The sequence below is a fragment of the Rubrobacter tropicus genome, from assembly GCF_011492945.1.
GTDB lineage: Bacteria > Actinomycetota > Rubrobacteria > Rubrobacterales > Rubrobacteraceae > Rubrobacter_D > Rubrobacter_D tropicus.
Map to the genome: position 1 here is coordinate 2,493,568 of NZ_CP045119.1, position 18,621 is coordinate 2,512,188.

At 67.9% G+C, this 18,621-nt stretch carries 19 protein-coding genes, 1 tRNA gene and 1 pseudogene; 1 reads left to right on the forward strand and 20 read right to left on the reverse strand.

Annotation, left to right across the window (positions count from 1 at the left end):
* Positions 1-129: 129 nt before the first annotated feature.
* The 19 genes and pseudogenes from GBA63_RS12450 to GBA63_RS12535 form a co-directional block, all read right to left on the reverse strand.
* Positions 130-1,005: an LLM class flavin-dependent oxidoreductase gene (locus GBA63_RS12450; RefSeq protein ID WP_166176506.1), complete on the reverse strand. Its 876-nt coding sequence runs from the start codon at positions 1,003-1,005 to the stop codon at positions 130-132.
* Positions 1,002-1,445: a DUF899 family protein gene (locus tag GBA63_RS12455; protein ID WP_207956758.1), complete on the reverse strand. Its 444-nt coding sequence runs from the start codon at positions 1,443-1,445 to the stop codon at positions 1,002-1,004. The genes GBA63_RS12450 and GBA63_RS12455 overlap by 4 nt, the downstream gene beginning before the upstream one ends.
* A 3-nt stretch (positions 1,446-1,448) precedes the next feature.
* Positions 1,449-2,024, reverse strand: a complete 576-nt coding sequence (locus GBA63_RS12460; protein ID WP_166176508.1) for a dihydrofolate reductase family protein — start codon at positions 2,022-2,024, stop codon at positions 1,449-1,451.
* A 211-nt stretch (positions 2,025-2,235) separates the two neighbouring features.
* Positions 2,236-2,790 carry a dihydrofolate reductase family protein gene (locus tag GBA63_RS12465; protein ID WP_407690845.1) on the reverse strand — a complete coding sequence of 185 codons (555 nt, stop codon included), beginning with the start codon at positions 2,788-2,790 and terminating at the stop codon, positions 2,236-2,238.
* A 219-nt stretch (positions 2,791-3,009) separates the two neighbouring features.
* Positions 3,010-3,834, reverse strand: coding sequence for an SGNH/GDSL hydrolase family protein (locus GBA63_RS12470; protein ID WP_166176512.1), 825 nt, complete (start codon positions 3,832-3,834; stop codon positions 3,010-3,012).
* 22 nt (positions 3,835-3,856) lie between these two features.
* Entirely contained in the window at positions 3,857-4,249 is a 393-nt protein-coding gene (locus GBA63_RS12475) for a nuclear transport factor 2 family protein (RefSeq protein ID WP_166176514.1), read from the reverse strand.
* A gap of 112 nt (positions 4,250-4,361) precedes the next feature.
* Positions 4,362-5,405, reverse strand: a complete 1,044-nt coding sequence (locus GBA63_RS12480) for an ABC transporter permease (protein ID WP_166176516.1) — start codon at positions 5,403-5,405, stop codon at positions 4,362-4,364.
* The gene (locus tag GBA63_RS12485; protein ID WP_228282558.1) at positions 5,372-7,525 is read right to left on the reverse strand and encodes an FtsX-like permease family protein; all 2,154 of its coding nucleotides are present in this window, start codon (positions 7,523-7,525) and stop codon (positions 5,372-5,374) included. The genes GBA63_RS12480 and GBA63_RS12485 overlap by 34 nt, the downstream gene beginning before the upstream one ends.
* A complete protein-coding gene (locus tag GBA63_RS12490) occupies positions 7,518-8,246 on the reverse strand; it encodes an ABC transporter ATP-binding protein (RefSeq protein WP_228282113.1) in 729 nt (242 codons plus the stop codon). The genes GBA63_RS12485 and GBA63_RS12490 overlap by 8 nt, the downstream gene beginning before the upstream one ends.
* A gap of 137 nt (positions 8,247-8,383) precedes the next feature.
* The gene (locus tag GBA63_RS12495) at positions 8,384-8,965 is read right to left on the reverse strand and encodes a hypothetical protein (protein WP_166176520.1); all 582 of its coding nucleotides are present in this window, start codon (positions 8,963-8,965) and stop codon (positions 8,384-8,386) included.
* Between the two features lie 27 nt (positions 8,966-8,992).
* On the reverse strand, positions 8,993-9,124 hold the full coding sequence (locus GBA63_RS24020; RefSeq protein WP_266096270.1) for a hypothetical protein: 132 nt from the start codon (positions 9,122-9,124) through the stop codon (positions 8,993-8,995).
* A 32-nt stretch (positions 9,125-9,156) separates the two neighbouring features.
* On the reverse strand, positions 9,157-9,708 hold the full coding sequence (locus GBA63_RS12500) for a hypothetical protein (RefSeq protein WP_166176522.1): 552 nt from the start codon (positions 9,706-9,708) through the stop codon (positions 9,157-9,159).
* A 104-nt stretch (positions 9,709-9,812) separates the two neighbouring features.
* Entirely contained in the window at positions 9,813-11,270 is a 1,458-nt protein-coding gene (locus GBA63_RS12505) for a DJ-1/PfpI family protein (RefSeq protein WP_228282114.1), read from the reverse strand.
* A 175-nt stretch (positions 11,271-11,445) separates the two neighbouring features.
* Positions 11,446-12,237 (reverse strand): annotated as a pseudogene (locus GBA63_RS24430) (LysE family translocator); the annotation flags it as partial.
* 231 nt (positions 12,238-12,468) lie between these two features.
* Positions 12,469-12,903, reverse strand: coding sequence for a RidA family protein (locus tag GBA63_RS12515; protein WP_166176526.1), 435 nt, complete (start codon positions 12,901-12,903; stop codon positions 12,469-12,471).
* Between the two features lie 165 nt (positions 12,904-13,068).
* Positions 13,069-13,650, reverse strand: coding sequence for a DoxX family protein (locus tag GBA63_RS12520; protein WP_166176528.1), 582 nt, complete (start codon positions 13,648-13,650; stop codon positions 13,069-13,071).
* Between the two features lie 40 nt (positions 13,651-13,690).
* Positions 13,691-13,960 carry a hypothetical protein gene (locus GBA63_RS12525; RefSeq protein ID WP_166176530.1) on the reverse strand — a complete coding sequence of 90 codons (270 nt, stop codon included), beginning with the start codon at positions 13,958-13,960 and terminating at the stop codon, positions 13,691-13,693.
* A gap of 92 nt (positions 13,961-14,052) precedes the next feature.
* Complete coding sequence (locus tag GBA63_RS12530) at positions 14,053-14,670, reverse strand: hypothetical protein (protein ID WP_166176532.1); 618 nt, start codon at positions 14,668-14,670, stop codon at positions 14,053-14,055.
* Positions 14,667-15,215, reverse strand: coding sequence for a hypothetical protein (locus GBA63_RS12535; protein WP_166176534.1), 549 nt, complete (start codon positions 15,213-15,215; stop codon positions 14,667-14,669). The genes GBA63_RS12530 and GBA63_RS12535 overlap by 4 nt, the downstream gene beginning before the upstream one ends.
* A gap of 200 nt (positions 15,216-15,415) precedes the next feature.
* On the opposite strand from GBA63_RS12535, the gene GBA63_RS12540 reads away from it, so the two are divergent.
* Positions 15,416-18,091, forward strand: a complete 2,676-nt coding sequence (locus tag GBA63_RS12540) for a LuxR C-terminal-related transcriptional regulator (RefSeq protein WP_166176536.1) — start codon at positions 15,416-15,418, stop codon at positions 18,089-18,091.
* 386 nt (positions 18,092-18,477) lie between these two features.
* Here GBA63_RS12540 and GBA63_RS12545 read toward each other — a convergent pair.
* Positions 18,478-18,550, reverse strand: a tRNA-Thr gene (locus tag GBA63_RS12545).
* Positions 18,551-18,621: the final 71 nt, after the last annotated feature.

The window sequence follows — 18,621 nt, forward strand, 5'->3', positions numbered from 1 at the left end:
GCGTCGGGGCTCGCGGGATGTTCTTGCCGGTCGGTCGATACTCGACCGGGAACCCCGGCCGTTCAGGACGCGGCGGTCGACCAGTTCCAGGTCGGCGGGTACCACGTTCGCGTAAGCGCCGATCGCTTGTCACCACCGCGGAGGACCTGCGCGGAGCCGCTCGCGCGTGAGCTGCAGCGGGCCGCGGTCGCTGTGGAAGCGCTCGATCCACCACGTCGCGCCCGCCTGCACGTACGGCTCGACGATCGCGCGGGCGGCGCTTGGATCGTTTACCGGCGTGTCGCCCCCGGCGACCAGGTCGAGGGACAGATCGGCGTCGATCGCGTGGCGCCGCCGCTCCGCGGCGATGAACGAGACGACCTCGCCGAGCTCGGCTGGCGTCACCTGGCCGCCGCGCATGTGCTCCGGAATGACGCCGTCCATCCGAGCCGCCCGGCGGAACGGGCGCTTGTTGGGCCAGTTCCCACCCACCCAGATCGGCACCCGCACCTGCTGCGGCCTCGGTCTGAACGCGACATCGGAGACGGTATAGTGCTCGCCGGCGAAGCGCACGGGCTCCCCGCTCCAGAAGAGGCGAAGCAGCTCCAGGCCCTCGTCCAGCTTCCCGCGTCGCGCGATCGGATCCGCGTCCTCGCCGAAGGCCCCGAACTCTGCGTCGGCAGGAGCTCCCAAACCCGCGCCGAGCACAACCCGGCCCTGAGAGAGCGCGTCGAGCGACGCCACCTCGCGCGCAAGCTTCCAGGGCCGGCGCCGGGCCACGGGCGTAACCAGCGTGCCGAGCCGGATCCGGCGCGTGCGCGAGGCCGCGGCGGCCAGGGCGACCCATGGGTCGCACACGTCGGGGGGGTCGCCTAGATCGAACACGACATGGTCCCAGACAAAGAGGCCGTCCCACCCGCACTCCTCCGCGAGCTCGGCGAGTTCGGCGATCACGCTCGGGTCGCCGTACTCCCACATGTTCGGGATGTGGACACCGAAACGAACTACTTCGCCATGGGAGATCATCGCGAGGCCTTCCGAGCCACGAGCCTGCCCGGCAGGTCCGCGCCGCACGTGCCCTCCGTCCACGGTCCGCCCGTCCACGGTGTCCCGGCCTCGGCGAGTTCGGCCTCGTTGCGGTGGAAGATCCGCACCGGAGCGACCCGGTCGTCGAGGGCAGCGTGGAAGTCGTGGTTGAAGTCGCTGCCCCACGAGGAGTACCAGGGGAACCTCCACCGCACGCGCTCGCGGAACGCGGCGATCTTCTCGTACGGCGCCCGCGTCACCGCGACCAGCGTGGTGTTCCGGACGTGCAGCCGCCTCGGGTTGCCGACGCCGTCGGCGGCGGAGGAGCAGCTCGGGCAGCCGGCGTCGCGGGGGCGCTCGACGCCGTCGGCATCTGTGTCGTAGGTCCACATAAGGTGGGGCATAACCGGCTGCCGCCGGCCCATCGCTACCCGCGGCACCGCTCAGCCCACCGCCCCCGTGCTGCCCGGCGGGCCGTCGAGCACGGTGGGCACGTACTCCAACAACTGGAGCCCGCCGTCGAAGGTGCGGCTCTCCACCAGGTCGAGCCCGACGTCGGGATACCCGTCGTAGATCCGATCCTGGCCGGTCGCGCCGGTGATGACCGGGAAGACGACGACCCGAAAGCGATCCACCAGCCCGGCCGTGATCAGCGATCGGCACAGACTCACACTGCCCAGCGTGCGCATCTCGGTGCGGCCGTCCGCCTTCATCGCCCGCACGGCATCCACCGCGTCTCCGGTCACCAGTCGCGTGTTTGCCCACGCCAGCGGGTCGGCGAGGGTCGAAGAGAAGACCACCTTCGGCCGCCGGGTGAGCTCGTCGACCCCCTCTTCGCCGCCCGCGGCCATGCCCGACATCAGCCGGTAGGTCGTCGCTCCCATCAAAAGCGTGTGCTCGGGCTGTTCGTCTAGCCAGCCGAAATACTCGGCGCTCTCCATACCCCACAAGCCCGGCCAGCCCTCAGCTGCACCGTAGCCGTCGAGCGAGGTGATGAAGTCGATCATGAGTGTTCCCATCAGGTTCCTCCTATCCTGAAGCGGGACGTTCCCGCCCACGTCAACGCGACGGCCGACCGCCACAACGGGCCGGCCACGAAGCTGTCCAGACCGATGTCGCTGAAAGCGACGGAGTTTTTGCAGCCGTCACACGGTGTCTCCTCCGAATTCCAGTTCACCTTGTTCCGCCGGCTGGGCCGCGTTTTGTATCTGCGGCCGTTCGCGCCAGCGGTCAACGGCGGATGCGGTAGCGGAGGTGGGTGGCCTCCGGGGTGTCGATCACCCGGACGATCTCCAGCTCGACGCGCGACGGCAACACGTCGAACAGCCGGCGGCCACCGCCGAACAGCACCGGTATCACGTGGATCTGCAACTCGTCCAGCACCCCGGCCTCGAGCGCCCGCTGCGCCGTATACGCGCCGTGCACGTTCACGTGCCGGTCACCGGCTGCGGCCTTCGCCTGCGCCATCGCGCTCTCGATCCCGTCGGTCACGTACGTCACCAACGGATAATCGGCCACCGATGGACCCGGAGGGCGTTGGCTGAACACGAAGATCGGGCTGCCGTGAATGTCGCCGCCCCAGTGATCGGCCTGCTCCGCGGTGCGCCGTCCCGTCAGCACCGCGCCGGATGCGCCCTCCTCGTCGACCAATTCGCCGGCCGGCCCGGAGGGCCGGAAGAACTCCCCGTCCGGGGTGACGAACCACTCGTGCAGCCGTTCGAAACCGTCGCCGCCGGGGTTGCCCGGTTCGTCGTTCGGACCCGCGATGTACCCGTCGAGGGACATCGAGAAGTTGAGCACCGATACGGACACTGCGTCTCCTTTCCTGGTATGTGGTCTTGGCTCGGGTCTCCCTAACTCGACGGGAGATCCATTCCTTTGCCGGATTTTCTCCGCACGGACGAGTCTAAGGACGCTCCTCGACGCCCGGTAGTGACGACCGTCGTGTGTTCGGCATGACAAGTGTCACTGGAGCAGGTCGCACCTCGCCCCCGGGCGAAGCACTCACGGCGCCAGCCGCTCGACGAACGCCCTGGCTATGGCCTTCTGCCCTTCCAGAGAAGGATGGACGCCGTCGGGACCCTGGAGCCCCGGGTCGGCGGGCATTCCGAAAACCTCCTGGATGTCCACGACGGGCTCTTCCTGCTCGCGAATGTAGTCCCCGATGGCGACGATGTCGTCGTTGCGGAAAACCGATTGGCCCATTTTGAAGGGAGGGAAAGTCGAGGCCCGTTCCTCGTCGTAGGTTGGAGGGGTGATCCAGACCCATTCGGCTCCGGTCTGCTCTTTTGCTATGCGTCGCATCGCCTCCAGGTTTTTGGCCGTCTCCTCGGGGCTTACCTGCGGCTTGTTGGGTTCGGGCCCTACCCTGGTGCCGTCGTTGCCACCTAGGAGGCAGAGGATCCAGTCCGGCTTCGAGGCGACCACGTTCGGGACGAAGCGTCTGAGCACCATCGCCGTCGTATGGGCGGAGAGGCCCACGTTGACGACGCGTATCCCGTCGCGCGGTCGCCGCTCTTGGAGCAAATAGCGCACTATCTCCAGCCAGGACTGCAAATCGTCGGTGATGCTGTCGCCTACGCCCACCACGGTCTGTCCCGCCCGAAACGGCAACCGGTCCACACGCCTGGCGAGGGAGCCGTCCTCCAGGAGCTCCAGGGCGGTATCGCGGGCGTTGGCGTCGAAGCGGTTCTTCACCGCGCGGTACTCTTCCGGGTCCAGACCGAAGAGCCGGGCCTGGAGCGCCTCGTCCATGCCGGGCAGGTAGCCGTAGAACTTCTCCAGGTGCGTGAACTGGACCAGTTTCTCGATCATCATCTTGTTCTGCACGGCATCTCCTTCCGTGGCGGGCTTACGGTCTGCCCAGGATGGGACTCAGTTGGAGGCCGGCCAGGCGCCAGCTTCCGTCCTGCTTCACGAAGATGAGCGTCGCGCGGAAGCTCTCGTCGATGTCGTAGCGGCCGTTCTCGTCCTCGTAGACACCCGCGGCGGTCTGGCGACAGACCATGATCGCCGCGTCCTCGTAAATGCGGACCTCCGCCTCGTCTAGCCCGAAAGACCCGTACTTCAGGTTCCCGGCTTCGTGACGGGAGATCCACTGCTCTTTGGTGAGCACGAAACCGCGCGGCCCAACCGCCACGAAGTCGTCGGCCATAATCCCTTTTAATGACGCGGTGTCACCGCCGAGTTCGGCCGCGGCCCACTCGTCGGCGAGTTCGTTCGGTTTTGGTGTCTGGTGGCTCATTACCCTTCCTCTCTGCTCGTTGCTGCCTGTGGGGTTGGTCGCATCGTGTTCCGACGAGTACTCCTCTCAGCCCATGCCCCTGCCTCCCGCCCCGTCGAGGATCAAGCCTCCATCACTCATAGCGCAGCGCCTCCGCCGGATAGACCCTGGAGGCCCTGCGAGCCGGCAGGTAGGTGGTGAGCAGCGAGGCGGCGTAGCCGGTAAAGATCACTAGCAGCAAGGCGCTCCACGGCACGACGTACTCCATGCCGGGGAAACCCTCGCGGATGTTGTCTATAAGCGTGCCGGAGAAGCCCAGGCCCAAACCCACACCGGCCCCGAGTCCGAGCAGGGCGATGAAGGACGACTCGATCAGGAACGCAAGCCTTACCTGCCCCTTCTGGAAGCCCAAGGCACGCATCATCCCTATCTGCTGGCGCCTCTCGACCACCGAGCGGGCGGCGATCACGCCCAAAGCGCAGATGCCGACCACGAGGCCAAGCCCCATGAAGCCGCGCAGGAGCAGGAAGACTATCCGCCGCGTCGCATCGCTATCGCGGATCATCTCGGCCGTCACCTCCGTCTGGAGGCCGCTCGCGGCGAAGTCCTTTTCGAGCGTCCTCGCCACGGCTGCGGCGTCCGCGCCCTCCCTCAGGCCGAAGTAGTAGGTCTGGGGCGGGACGGCGCGTCCGGCCAACTCGTCGATCGTCTCCTGAGAGGTGACGATCTGCCCGGCGAAGGAGGCGGAGCTTTCGAGCACCCCGATCACGCGCAGCTCTTTCGTCGTGCCCGAGGCGGGGTCCTGGACCCGCAGGGTGAGGTCTTCGGGCAGGTTTGCGTCGTCGCCATAGAATCCCGTGAGCTTCAGCGACGGCTCAACGTCGCCGAAAGTCGACGCGTTGCGCGCGGGGGCAAGGCCCGAAGCGATCACCGCCTTGTCCCCGTCCTTGTGCAGCGCATCCCACACCTCGCGGGAGGAACCGTATTCCTTCGCCGCGGTCTGGAAACCGTAGCCGACGCTCTCGGAGTAGCCTTCGTCCACGCCCTGCACGTAGAGGGATTCGGGTTTGCGGTCCGAGCCAGCCTGCTTGACCTCCGCGGGCAGGTTGGAGACCTCTCCCACGGCCGTGATCGTGCCTTTGTCTATCCCATCGGCTTCCTCGACCGTCGCCTCCATGTCGGAGATGGGGTCGGCGTAGCCGGCGTTGCCCTGGATCTCGTACCCGCCGGAGAGCTCCGGCGCATCCCGAAGGCGGCGCCCATGGCGGCCTGGACGAAGTTCATGGCCGTCAGCGTGAAGACGACGAGCATGAACATCGCCAGCGTCATCCCGGTCCTGAAGAGGCTCTGGGTCGGGTACTTCACCGCAGTCTTGAGGACCGGGGGGAGGCCCCTGATTCGTCCGAACGCCCCCACGACCAGCCACAGGATTACGTCGACGTTGAAGACCACGAGCCACACGCCCGCCACCACGAGGGCGATGCCGGAGACGAAGAACATCTCGGGCCCCCGCGCCATCCCGGCGGGCGTCGTGATCGAGGCCGGGGTCAGCCAGAGGGCGAGCAGGAATATCCCGGACGCGCTGAAAGCGACGCGGTCCGGCAACCCCAGCACCCGCGCCAGGAGGGCGAGCCCGATCAGGATCAGCGAGAGCCCGCCCAGGTAGAGGGCCGCCAACTGGGCCGCGAACGCCTGCCAGAACGCCACGGCGCCCGCGATGGGCGTCAGGACAGCTATGACCACGCCCACCGTGGTGCGGCCCTTCCTGTCCGGCTCGGGTATGTCTCGTATCGCGCGGACCACGTTCAGGCGGCTGACGCGCCAGCTCGAGAGGAGAACGACGGTGAACGTGAGCACCATCCCCATGCAGAAGGCCAGGACGACGTTCTCGGGGCTCGCGGCGAAGACGATCCGAAAGTCCTGGTTGCCGGCTAACCCGCTGCCGAGAAAGCGGACCATGATCCAGCCAACCCCCACCCCGGCGACGCTGCCGACGGCGCTGGCGAAGAGCGCGTACAGGGCGCCCTCGAAAGCGAAGGCGCGCACCAGCGCGGCGCGCTGCATCCCGACGGCGCGGGCGATGCCCAGCTCGTGCTTGCGCTCGGCGGCCAGCATCACGAAGATGAGGAAGATCAGGAGCATCCCCGCGGCCACGGAGAACTGCCCGAAGAGGACGAAGAGGGTGGAGAAGATTTCGCCCCGGCTGTCCGCCTGGTTTATAGCGTCCTTCTTGACCGGGTCGGCCTCAAGGTCGTTCGCGGAGAGGACGGGTTTTATCTCGTCCACCGTCGCGCTCGTGCGCTCGCCGCCTTCCACGGCGGGTCCGCCGTGCGTGACGAGGACCTCGTTGACCCTGCCCTCCTCCCCAACGAGCCTCTGCAGCTCCCCGAGCGGCATCACCATCGAGGTTTCGGAGGCGGGGTTGGCCCCGCTCTCGTAGATACCGGCTATCTCCAACTCGGGAGGACGCGGCTCCCTCGCGGGCTCGGCGGCACGAGGCTCATCCCTCTGTCCGGTGGGCCGGGCTCCACCCTCGAACCCCGCGGCAGGGTTCCCGGCTTCCGGTCTTCCGCGGGGTCTTTGCCGTTCCAGGCGCATCCCGTTCGGTGCCTGCGCTACGGGCCGCGCCAGGGAAGCCTCAACCCTGTCCCCCACGCTGACGTCGAGCCCCTCGGCCGCCTCCCGGCTAACGTAGACCTCGTTCTTTCCGAGATCGTCCACGGAGAGCGTGCGGCCGGAGGCCGTGGTCAGCCTGTCGAATCCCTTCATGGAATCCCCAGCCATGCCCAGCACGTCCACGCGGGGTTCCGAGAGGTCCGTCTTGGGGGCCGTGACGGGTACGGTCTCTTTGGCGAGTGGGACGACGCCAGCGACGTTCCCGCCCGCGAGGCGGTCCCGGATCCTATCCGCCAGCCCCGCATCGAAGTAGCGCTCGCGTGGTTCGGGCGGTTGCGCGATCCCGGCGCCGGGACCGAACGCGACCTCGCCGCCCGACCCGGGCTGCTGCGCCCTCACCACCACGTCCACCGGCCCGATGTTCTCCAGGACCTGGGCGCGCAAGGAGCCCGTCAGGGTGTCGCCCGTGGTGAGAGCCGCCGAGAAGAGCACCGTCGCCAGCATGAGGCCCGTAACGATCAGGGCGCTCTGCGCCTTGCGGCGCGGGATGTTCCTCGCGGCCATCCTCAAGGAGGTCCTGTCGCGCGCGGCCGTGAGGGCGAGGATCAAGGCTCCCGCGATGAAGACGGCGAGGAGGACCAGCGTGAGTTGGCTCGTAGGCAAGCCGAAGAGCTCATCCATCGCGATCACCCGCACCGTTCGGCGCGTCGTCCACGATAACACCGTCGCGCATCCTGACCGTGCGGTGGGCGCGCCTCGCCACCGAGGCGTCGTGTGTGACCAGCACGAACGTCTGCCCACGATCCCGGTTGAGGCCCACGAGCAGGTCCACGATCTCCTCGGAGGTCTCCGAGTCGAGCGCCCCGGTGGGCTCGTCGGCCCACACGATGGCCGGATCGTTCACCAGCGAGCGCGCCACCGTCACCCTCTGCTGCTGGCCGCCGCTCATCTCGTTCGGGCGCTTGTTCGCCTGCTCGGGGACGCCGACCATCTCCAGGGCGTCGAGAGCCCGGCGGCGCGCGTCCTTCGGCTTCGCCCCGGCGACGAGAAGCGGCAACTCCACGTTCTCCGCGCCCGAGAGAACGGGAATGAGGTTGTAGGTCTGGAAGACGAAGCCCATCCTCTCCGCCCTGAAGCGGGTGCGCCTCCTGTCGGACATCCCGGAGATGGGCTCGCCCCCGATCAGGACCTCGCCCGCGTCGAACCCGTCCAGGCCCGAGAGGACGTTGAGGAGGGTGGTCTTGCCGCATCCGGAGGGCCCCATGATGGCCACCATCTCCCCACCCCGGACGGCGAGGTCCACGCCCCGCAGCGCGCGGACCGTCGCTCCGCCAGTTGGGTAGGACTTCTCCAGTCCGCGCGCCTCGACCATGATCGTGCCGGGACCTTCCGTGTTCGACACCGTACTATCCGCTCTCACGGTCAAAATTGCTCCTTAGACGTATAGGTGCCCGTATAGTAGGAACGGGACGGGGCGGCCCGGTAGTGAGGTTCGTCGTGAGTTCCTGGTGACAAATGTCATCGGGGCACGGTCCGGGGCTACGCCAGGACCAGGATGACTACGCCGAGCACGAGATCCAGGACGCCGCAGAACTCCGCGTAAGGGCGCGTTACCACCCTGTCTTTGAGGTAGTGGAAGGTATCCCAGGCGGCGTGTCCGAAGAGGGCAAACGCCACGAGGTAAACCCCGGCTCCGGGGGCCGCGGACAGGGCCGCCAGCGCGATCGCGCCGAAGACGAGGACGCCCGCGGCCTGGAGCGCGAGGCCGCCCGGCTCCGAGAGTCGTTGTCCCCGGACCACGCCCAGGACCAGGAACGCAGCGGCGGCGGCGAGAAGGACCACCAGAGGATTGACCCAGGATGTCTGGGGGAGGAAGAACGCCACCGGCAGCGCGACCAGGAGCACGACCCAGGAGGCGCGGCGCCGTCCCAGGGCCGCGGCCCCCACGTAGACGAGCGCCATGAGCACGATGAGGACCGGAAGGGGCGGGACGAATCCGGCGTCCGCCCCCAGGTCCAGGGCGGTCATGGTCGCGACCGCGACGCCGAGCACGGTCGGCCACCGGTGCATTAGAAGGTCTCTCCAGCGATCGTGGGCGTGTGGGGCTTCGATGCTGGTCATGCTCTCCTCCGTTCTCTGTCGCGCTCCTCATGCCGGCGCGCTCAAACCCCATCCCTTCGTGCCCCGCCACTCGTCCACGCTCAGGTTGTTGGCGCCGCCCGTGACGGCTATGTCGTAGCGGTCCATGGTGTCGTCGTATCCAGGCCCGCACAGGTCCACCCGAGTCCGGTCTTCGCCGTCGCTTGCTAGCCCTAGGACGTCCGACGGCCCTCGTGGGCGCGGCGTTCGTGATCCGCGTGCGCGTAGCGGTCGAAGCGGTAGAGCATCAGGGCGACCATCCCGGCGATCATCGCCGCGTGCGAGAGCATCATGAGTGATCCTTCGGAGAGCCCGGGCACCGCCACGCCCAACTGGACCAACGCCACCGGGGCGAGCATCGGAACGACCATCGCGGCCGTCATCTCCCCGCAATCACGCCATGAGTGGTTCCTGAAACGCATCCACCCCACCATCGGGGCGGCCATGAACGCGCCCATCAGGCCGTACCGGACGAACAGGCTGGCGTAGCCTGGGGGTTCGCCCATCACCGCCAGTGCCAGACCCAAGAGACCCATCCCCAGCATCATCGCGACGATCATCTCCAGGAGGTGGCGCGTAAAGCGCCAGCCCGAGAGGAAGCTATCGCGAAGCCGCCCTCCCGTCTCTAGGGAAGCCGTGCCCGCGAGTTCCGCCGCGCCGCCCGTCGCCGGGGATGCCGTCGGCCCGTCCGTTCCGGTGCCGGGGGTGTCCGTGTTCCTCTCCATTTTCTTGCCTCCTCTTTCGAGTGATTTCGTCTCCGCCAGGTTGGTGGCTTCAAGACCCAGTGCTTCGCCAACCCGTAGAATCCGGTGCCTCGGAAATCGCCGGCTCACGCGCTCGTGCCTTTGGGAGGGCGTCGGAGAAGCTTCGCCGCCGGCTTGAGGACGAGACGGTCCAGCGCCACGAGGACCGCGAGACCCAAGAGCCCCACGGCGAGCGGCCGGAGCAGTCTCGCGAAGGGCCAGCCGCCACCTGAGAGTTCGAGGTGTCCCGTCGGGTACTCGAGAAGCCTCGCCAGGAACTCTGCCACCGGAGCGTTCTCGTACTCGGCAAGGTCGCGGAGCGTCGCGTCGAACGGGAAGCCGGCCGGCGCGTCCGCGTGGACGTACTCGGGCTTCAAGCCGTTCTCCCGCGCCCACGAGCTTACGGCGGGGTCCGTCTCGGAAGCGGCGTCGCGTCCCGGGATGAGCAGCCGGTCGAGAGGCGGTGCGCTCTTGAGGTCGTGGCGGGGCACGAAGTGGAGGCCGTGCTCGCTCCTCACGGGCGAGCGGGAACCGTCGGACGCAAGCGAAGTGGTTTTCGAGGTGAAGGCCGGTCCGGGGTAGGCGTCGAAGACGCTGGCGAGCTCGATCTCCGAGATCCCCTCATCGAGGACCACGCCGACCCTCGGCTTGCCCCACCCGTAGGCGCCCGAGAGCACGTAGAGCGCCCTGTCGCTAACCGTCAGGCGGTCGGCCTCGATCCGCGGCTCGTCGCCGATCCTGCGGTCGGGGTATCCGATCTCCCGGGCAAGGTCGGCCGCGGCCTCCTCGCCGACGTGGCCGCGTACCACGCGCAGGGTGGCGCTCACCCCGGAGGTGACCCCGGCCGCCGTCATGACGTTCCCGTCCTCGACGTAGCGCAGCCCCCGTACCCACTCCACGTCCGGGTAGCGTCGCTCCCACCTGGAGATGTTCGCCCAGTTGGCCGTCGCCCTCTGTCCGTCCAGCAGTCCCGCGTCGGCGAGGACCTCGGCGCCGTCGCACACGGACATCACCGTGCCCGTCCCTTCGGCGTGTTCCTTGAGCCACCCGGCCACGGGGCGATGTTCTGCGGAGCCTACGTCCCACATCGCGGGGACCACGATCACGTCCGGGTCCTCGCCCTTGAGCCTCCTATCGAGCTCTGAGAGGGTGAGCTGGGGCAGGACGTCGAGACCGCCGCTTAGCGTGGCAGGTCGTTGTTCGGGTGCCGCGGCGTAGACGTTGAATGCACCCGACTCGGAGAGCACCTCGTAGGGCGCGAGCGCGTCGGTGACCTCCGAACCCCGGCTGCCGAGCAGCACGACGGCGGTCGGCTTGTCCGGGTCGTGCCCCGGAGGCGCGGGTATCTCCTCCGCCTGGACTTCCGCCGAGGCGGGCGGTCCGTCGTAGCGGTCGGCAAGGCCGGCCTTTACTCCCACGACACCGACCAGCACGGGCGGCACCACGAAGGCCAGCAGGTAGACCGCGGCCCTCGCCAGGATTTGAGTTTTTCCCTGCATCTTCTCCTCCTTGCCCGGGTCCTCCATGACGCCGTCCGGCGCCAACTACTCGGACGCGTTCACCCTTCTCCCGTCGATCGTCCTTTTCGGCGCGGTGCACGGTTTGCTTTGCGTCGGCGGAGCCGGTCCTGGGGCGGAGCAACCGTCGGGGGTGTTGCGGAAGGGCGAGGAGAATGCCGAGCGCGATGAGGACCGTCCCCATCGTCCACCGCAGGGCCTCGGCGCCGCCGCGCCTCTTCGCCAGCAGCTCCCCGATGGTGCCCGCGAAGAAGGCCATGTGGCAGAGCACCCAGACGCCGACGGCCACGAACAGCAGCCCGAGCACCAGCAACTGAGAGGCGGCGCCCTTTGTCGGGTCGAAGAACTGCGGCAGGAACGCCAGGAAAAACAGGGCCACCTTGGGGTTGAGGACGTTCGTGGCAACACCCTGCAAGAAGGTCTTCCTGAGCCCCACCGTCGGCGCGCCTTGCGGCGTGGCGCCAAACCCCCGCTCGTCCAGCAGGGTCTTGACCCCAAGGTACAGCAGGTAGGCCGTACCCGCGTATTTCACGACCTGGAAAGCGACCACCGATCGGGCGAGGAGCGCGGACAACCCGGCCGCCGCGAAAGACGTGTGGACGAGCATGCCGACGCAGACCCCCAATGCCGAGACCAGCGCGGCCCTGCGCCCCTGCGCCACCCCCCGAGCGATTATGTAGATCACATCCGAGCCGGGGCGGCGATGAACAGCGCCGAAGTCCCCAAGAACAGCAACAACGGGTCCGTCCCCGTGAACACGACCACCCCTTCCGAGTCGGGCCTTTCCGCTGCCCGGCAATACGCCGCCTCCCACGACCAGAGGCCGCGTCCTCACCACGGCCCGGGGCCCGCGCCGGTTGCGCCCGGCCGCGCGAACGCCGGGCAACTCGCCCCTGCCGAGATGTCCGGACAGTCCTTGTCCGCCATGGTTTCTGCTCGCCTCCTCGATCGGCTCCCGGCGCGAAACCCGCCGTCGGGCCGTGTGCGGGGGCATCAACCGAAAAGTAGCGCTTCCCGGGCAAAGACCCCGGCGGACCCGCCCACCGGCGCACGGGCGAGTGTACGGCCGCCCGCCGACGCCCGGTAGTGACGAACGTCGTGTTGTGGGCGTGACAAATGTCAGTAGTGCCCGCGGAGTCTTCGTCACACGGGAGTACCGCGAGGTGGGGGCGGTTGAGGCGCCAGGCCAGCACGGCGGGCCAGATGAGTCGTGCTCTCGTTCCGCTCATTGGGGCACGACGGCGATGGCGTCCATCTCCACCAGAAAGTCCGGGTGCGCCAACCCCGCGACGAAAGCCATGGTGATCCCCGGCGGGTTCGGCGCGGCGATCCACGCGCGTTGGAAGGCAGAATACCCCTCCTGTAAGGATGCTCCCTCCACCACGAACAGGTTCCACTTGATTACGTGCTCGGGCCCCGAGCCTCCGGCGGCGAGCGCCGCCCGCACGTTGGCAAGCACCTGCTCCGTCTGGGCGGCGATGTCGCCCTTGCCGACTTTGTTGCCGGAGGAGTCCACGGCGTTCTGCCCGCCGACGTACACCGTCCTGGCGGGCCCTTCGACGACCACCACGTTGGTAAAGGCCGGGTTCTTGTGCAGCCCCTCCGGATCGACGTAGCGCACGGATCCGGTGGGGTTCGCCGGGTCAAATTGGTCTGCCATCGTGTCACTCCTTCTTCGGGAACAGGTTCGTCTCTAGATCGTTGCGGCGCTACGGACGTTCTTCTCCGCCGGCTTCGTCCGACCGCCCGAACTTCTGCCAGACGAATCACTTGTATGTGCAGCGCGGGCCGTGGCTAGGTTTGCTGTGGTGCTCTCACTTCTCGCTCAACTCCTTCCGCCCCGTTCGAACTCTGGCCGTTCCTGGCGCCTAGTCCCCGCATCGGTGTCGACCTCGACGTCCGCCTGACCGACGCCATCTACGCGCCCGCCAGCCAGGGTGGGTTGCCTTTGTGGCTCTTCTGGGCGCTTCTTTATGGCGGTCCACCAGACCATCGCGATGAAGAGGAGCTGCATCGGCGTCCTGAGCCACAGCGGGGTCGGTGGCTCGCCGCCGAGCGGGATGCCGTTGAGCGCCGCGTTCACGTTGGCCGGAAACACCGCGACCATGAGGAGCACCAGACAGATGCCCGCGAGCCTGCGGATTCGGGGCACGAGCAGCCCGATGGCGCCCGCGATCTCGAAGAGCCCGGTCAGGTGGATGATCCGGAGTCCGTCGGACAGGGGCTCGGGCATCATCGCCGCGAGGTCGTGCTTCATCGCGTTGAAATGTGCGGTGCTGGTGACCAGGAACATGATCGCCAGTGCCCCGAGCCCGGCGCTCCTCCAGGAGGAGAGCCATCCGACCCCGAGGTAACCCGCCGCCCGCAGGAGGACGAATGAGGCCAAGAGAACTAACAGAATCTCCACGCGCGTGTATTCCTTTCCGGGCGGGTCGAGCCGCCCCAAGCTATGCCGCCGGCTCCCAATTGATGGTTCGGGAGGGGAAGAACTCGGGAACCTCGGCGTCGATCATCTCCGTCCCCAAGAAGCGTGCCACGCTCACCCGGTGGTTGCCGTCGTGGACGAAGTAGTCCTGACCGATCTTGTACAGGCTCACCGACGGCAGCTCCTCCCCGCGCCGGAACGCGAGGTCCACCCGCTTCCACCGCTCCGCGCTCGCCCGCCTGGGCATGAACCCCGCGTCGAACTCCCGCCACCGGCCCACGCTGCCGACCACCCGGCCGACCTCGACGGTCTTTCTGCCGGGGAAACGCCGGTTCTCCGTCCCGAGCTCACGCCGCGCCTCGTAACGTCGCGTTTCCCACGGGGCTAAGTCGTGAAGAGGACGAAGAGGACGGCCGCGCCGGCGAGGAGGTCTACAACGGCGCACCACTCCGCGTACGAACGCGCGACCACCTTGTCTCGCGCGTAATGAAAAACGTCCCAGGCGGCGTGGCCGAGGAGGGCGAAGGCCACGAGGAACCCGCCCAGGTCCGGATCCACGTAGAGAGCCGCCAGCACGATCGAGCCGAAGGCGAGCACCCCGACGCTCTGGAGCGCGAGACCGCCAGGCTTTCGCAACCCTCCGCGGGCCGCTCCCACGACGAAAAAGACGAGCGCGGCGGCGAGAAAACCAACCGAAAGGGCGACCTCCGAACTCGTAGGGACGAAGGCCAGAACCGCCACCCCGGCGAGGAGGACCACCCAGGCGAACCGCCGCCGATCCAGGGCCGCGGCGCCGAGATACACCACCGACATGAGCATGGTGAGCGCCGCAAGCTCGGTGCCACCTCGCAGGTCGAACACGGTCAGCGCCGCGACCGCGACGCCCAGAGCGGTCGGCCAGCGGTGCGCCAGTAACCCCGTCCAGCCACGGTGGGCCTGCGGCGAGCGGCGGTCTGCGGCCCGATCGCGGCCCTCGTTCACGAAGGTATGCTTGTCGGTCATAATCTTTGCTCCGTTCCTTGTTCTGTGCGGTGGCCGTGCGCCGCATACGCGTAGCGCTCGAAGCGGTAGGTCATCAGGACGACCATGCCGCCGATCATCGCCACGTGGGAGAGCATCATGAGCGAGTCTTCGGAGAGTCCCGGCACGTACTTCGACACGCCCAACTCCACCGGCACAACCAGCGCGAACATCGGGAGGAGCATCGCCGCGGCCATCTCCCCACCGTCCGACCAGGAGTGGCCACGGTAACGCATCCAGGCCACCATCGGCACGGACATGGAGACGCCCATCACGCCGTACTCGATGAGCAGGTTGGCATAGCCGGGTGGTTCGCCCAACGCCGCGAGCGCCACGCCGAGGACCGCCATCCCGGCCATCATCGCGACCACCATCTCCAAGAGGTGGCGCGCGAAGCGCCAGCCCAAAACCAGGCGGCGGCGAGCCCGCCCGGCCTCTCTCGGTGATACCGTGCCCGTAGGCTCCAACGCTTCGCCCATCCCCGCATTGCTCGCCGCTTCGGTCGATTCGGTGCGGTTAAGGTTCATCGCCGTCTCCTTTCTCTCGTCTCCTTGTCCAGACGCTCTCATCTCCGGTTGCTGGCAATCAGCATACCCCCGGGGCGTATGTCACGACGTCGTCCAAAAGGTTGAGCGGGGGGTTGATAATTGCAAAGGAGCGCGGCTTGGCCGCGCCCGATCCCCGTAGTAAGCTTGGGCTCCAGGATCCCCCAGCCGGAGCAACCGCCGTGCCCCAGACGCTCGTGACTACCAAGCTGCGCGTCCCCAGGACGCGCCCGAACCTGGTGCAGCGGCCGCGCCTGCACGAGCTCCTCGACCAGGGCGGGGGGCGTAAGCTGGCGCTGGTCTCCGCCCCGGCGGGCTTCGGGAAGACCACTCTGTTGGCCGAATGGCTCGTGAAGCGTTCGGGCAACGGAAGGTCCGTCGTCTGGCTCTCCCTGGACGAGTCGGACAACGACCCTGCGCGCTTCCTCTCCTACCTGGTGGGCGCGCTCCAGAACGTCGCGGAGGGCATCGGGGAGGGGGTCTTGGCCCTGCTAGGCTTGCCGGAACCACCGCCCCCCGAGACCTTGGTCGAAGCCCTTATCAACGAGCTAGACGGGACTGGGCGAGAGGTCACGGTGTTCCTCGACGATTACCACCTGATCGGCGCGAGGCCCATCCACGAAGCCGTTTCGTTCTTCCTGGAGCATCTGCCCGAGAACGTACGCCTCGTGATCGCTACGCGCACCGATCCTCCCCTCCCCCTCCCGAGACTCAGGGCCAGGGATGAGGTGACCGAGATCAAGGCCGCCGCCCTGCGCTTCACCTCCGACGAAGCCGCCGCCTTCTTGGGAGACGTAATGGGGCTCTCTCTCTCGGCGGAGGACATCGCAGCGCTCGAAGGGATCACGGAGGGTTGGGCCGCCGCCCTCCAGCTCGCCGCGCTCTCGATGAGAGACCGCGAGGACGTCTCGAGATTCGTCGAGTCCTTCTCCGGCAGCAACCGCCACGTGCTGGATTTTCTCTCCGACGAGGTCCTCGAACGCCAGCCGGAGGACGTGAGGGAGTTCTTGCTCGAGACCTCCGTGCTCGAACGCATGAGCGCGCCCTTGTGCAACGCCCTCACCGGCCGCGACGACGGACAGGAGACGCTGGAGGGGCTGGAGCGGGAGAACCTTTTCGTCGTCGCCCTGGACGACGTGCGCGGGTGGTACCGCTACCACCACCTCTTCCGGGACTTCCTGCGAGGCCGCTTGGGCCACGAGAGCGCGGGCGAGCTACACCTGCGGGCCTCCAGCTGGCACGAGGAGAACGGGCACCTTGCCGAGGCGATAGGTCACGCGCTCGCCGCCCCCGACCACGGGCTCGCGGCGAGGCTGCTCGAGGAAGGCGTCGAAGGGGTGGTGGAGCGCGGCGAGGGCGCCACCGCGCTGCGTTGGCTGGAGGCGTTGCCGACCGAAGCCAAGCGTCTGAGGCCCCGGCTGTTCGTCGAGCACGCGGTCGCACTGGTGATCACCGGCCGGCCGGACGACGCCGAACCCCTCCTCAAAGAGGCGGAGCGGGCGGCCAGCGAGGCTACCGACGGGGAGAACGGCCGGTTTCTGTTGGGGTTCGCCTCGACCGTGCGGTCCTGGATCGCCCGCCTCCGGGGGGACGCGCCCGAAGCCGTCGAGCTCGCCCGGCGGGCCCTCTCGCTCCTGCCCGAGGGAGAGGGGCACGTCCGCAACTACGCCGCCGTCCGCCTGGGGGACGCGCTCAGGGCCACGGGCGATCTGGCGGCGGCGGGCGAGGCCTACGTGGAGGCCGCCGAGACCGACCGGGCCGCGCGCCACGCCTACGGCAGGCTCGCGGGCATGGTGATGCACGCCAGGGTGCGGGCGGAGCAGGGCCGCCTGCGGGAAGCGGACCAGGCATTCCGGCGGGTGCTGCGGCTGCTGGCGGAGGGGGGCTTCGAGCTGTCGCCCGCCGCGGGGATCGTCCACGTAGGGATGGGCGCGCTCCTTTACGAATACGACGACCTGGAGGGGGCGGAGCGCGAGGTGGAGAGGGGCGTGGAACTGGCCGAACGCACCGGGGACGTTGGCACCCTGGTCTGGGCCTACGTCACCTCCTCACAGGTGAAGCGGGTGCGGGGGGACGAGGGGGGGGCACTCGAAAGGGCCCGCCAGGCGGAGCGCGTCGCCCGCGACTCCCGCACCGATCTGCAGATCGCCATCGCCTTAGCCTGGATGACGAGGCTACGCCTGGCCCGAGGGGATCTAGCGGAAGCGGTGACCTTCAAGCAAGAGCGAGCCGAAAACGCGGCCGCCGCGGAGGCCGCGCGGGCGGTGGACCGGCTAACCTCGGCGAGGCTATTCCACGCCCAGGGTCGGCACCGCGATGCGCTGCCGCTACTGGAGGAGCTGGCCGAAACGGTGGAGGCGGCGGGGCGAACGGGCGACCTCATAGAGATCCTGGCTTTGCAGGGACTGGCGCTGTGGGCGGGGAGCAAGAAAGAGCGGGCCGTGAGCACCCTGGCAGGAGCCCTCACCCTGGCGGAACCGGAAGGCTACGTCCGAACCTTCGTCGACGAGGGGGCTCCGATGGGAGACCTCCTCTCGGCGACCTTGGAGGCTCGGCAGTGGGGCCGCCTCTGGGCCGTAGGCCGGATCTCGGTCCCATACCTCGCAAGGCTTCTGGCGGCCGTTGCACGAGAGGCCACGGCGCCGTCTGCCGACGAGAAGCTCCCCCAGCCATTGAGCAAGCGAGAGCTGGAAGTGCTCGCCTTGATCTCCGCGGGCAACTCCAACCAAGAGATCGCAGGCAAGCTCTTCGTCTCGAAGGGCACCGTCAAGACGCACATTAACCGCCTCTACCGCAAGCTGGGGGCGCGCAGCCGCACCCAGGCTATAGCCCGCGCCAGAGAGGTGGACCTCCTCTAGCCAGGTTCCGTAGGCTCGAACACCCCGAACCGTCCGGGCGAACGATCTCCACCCCCGATCCACCCTTCGGGGGATACCTAACCACCTGACCTCCCGGTACAATAATTGTGATCTATGAGAACCTCTGCGGAGCGCTCACTCAGACCGCTCCGCAGGGTAATGAAACGCCTGGGCCGAGGGCTTATAACCCGCTTGCCAGGGAGGCGCCAGGATGGAGCTAGTCGGCTCGGTCGTGGACCATCTTGTGTGCTACCTCCAACGGCCGAGGTGTTGGCAACAACACAGCCCCTTCACGATTCCTACTGCTGACACGTTGCGCGCCGACGCCTTCGCCGCGCAACGGACGGCCATCCACAAGACACCTGCAAATAGTCGAAAAAAGAGAGAGCCGACGAGCGGACTCGAACCGCTGACCTGCTCATTACGAGTGAGCTGCTCTACCAGCTGAGCTACGTCGGCCTGCTGCGGTGCGTGAGTATATCGCAGGGAGAGCCGGCTTTCATCTGACTCTCGTTGACGCGGATGGCACG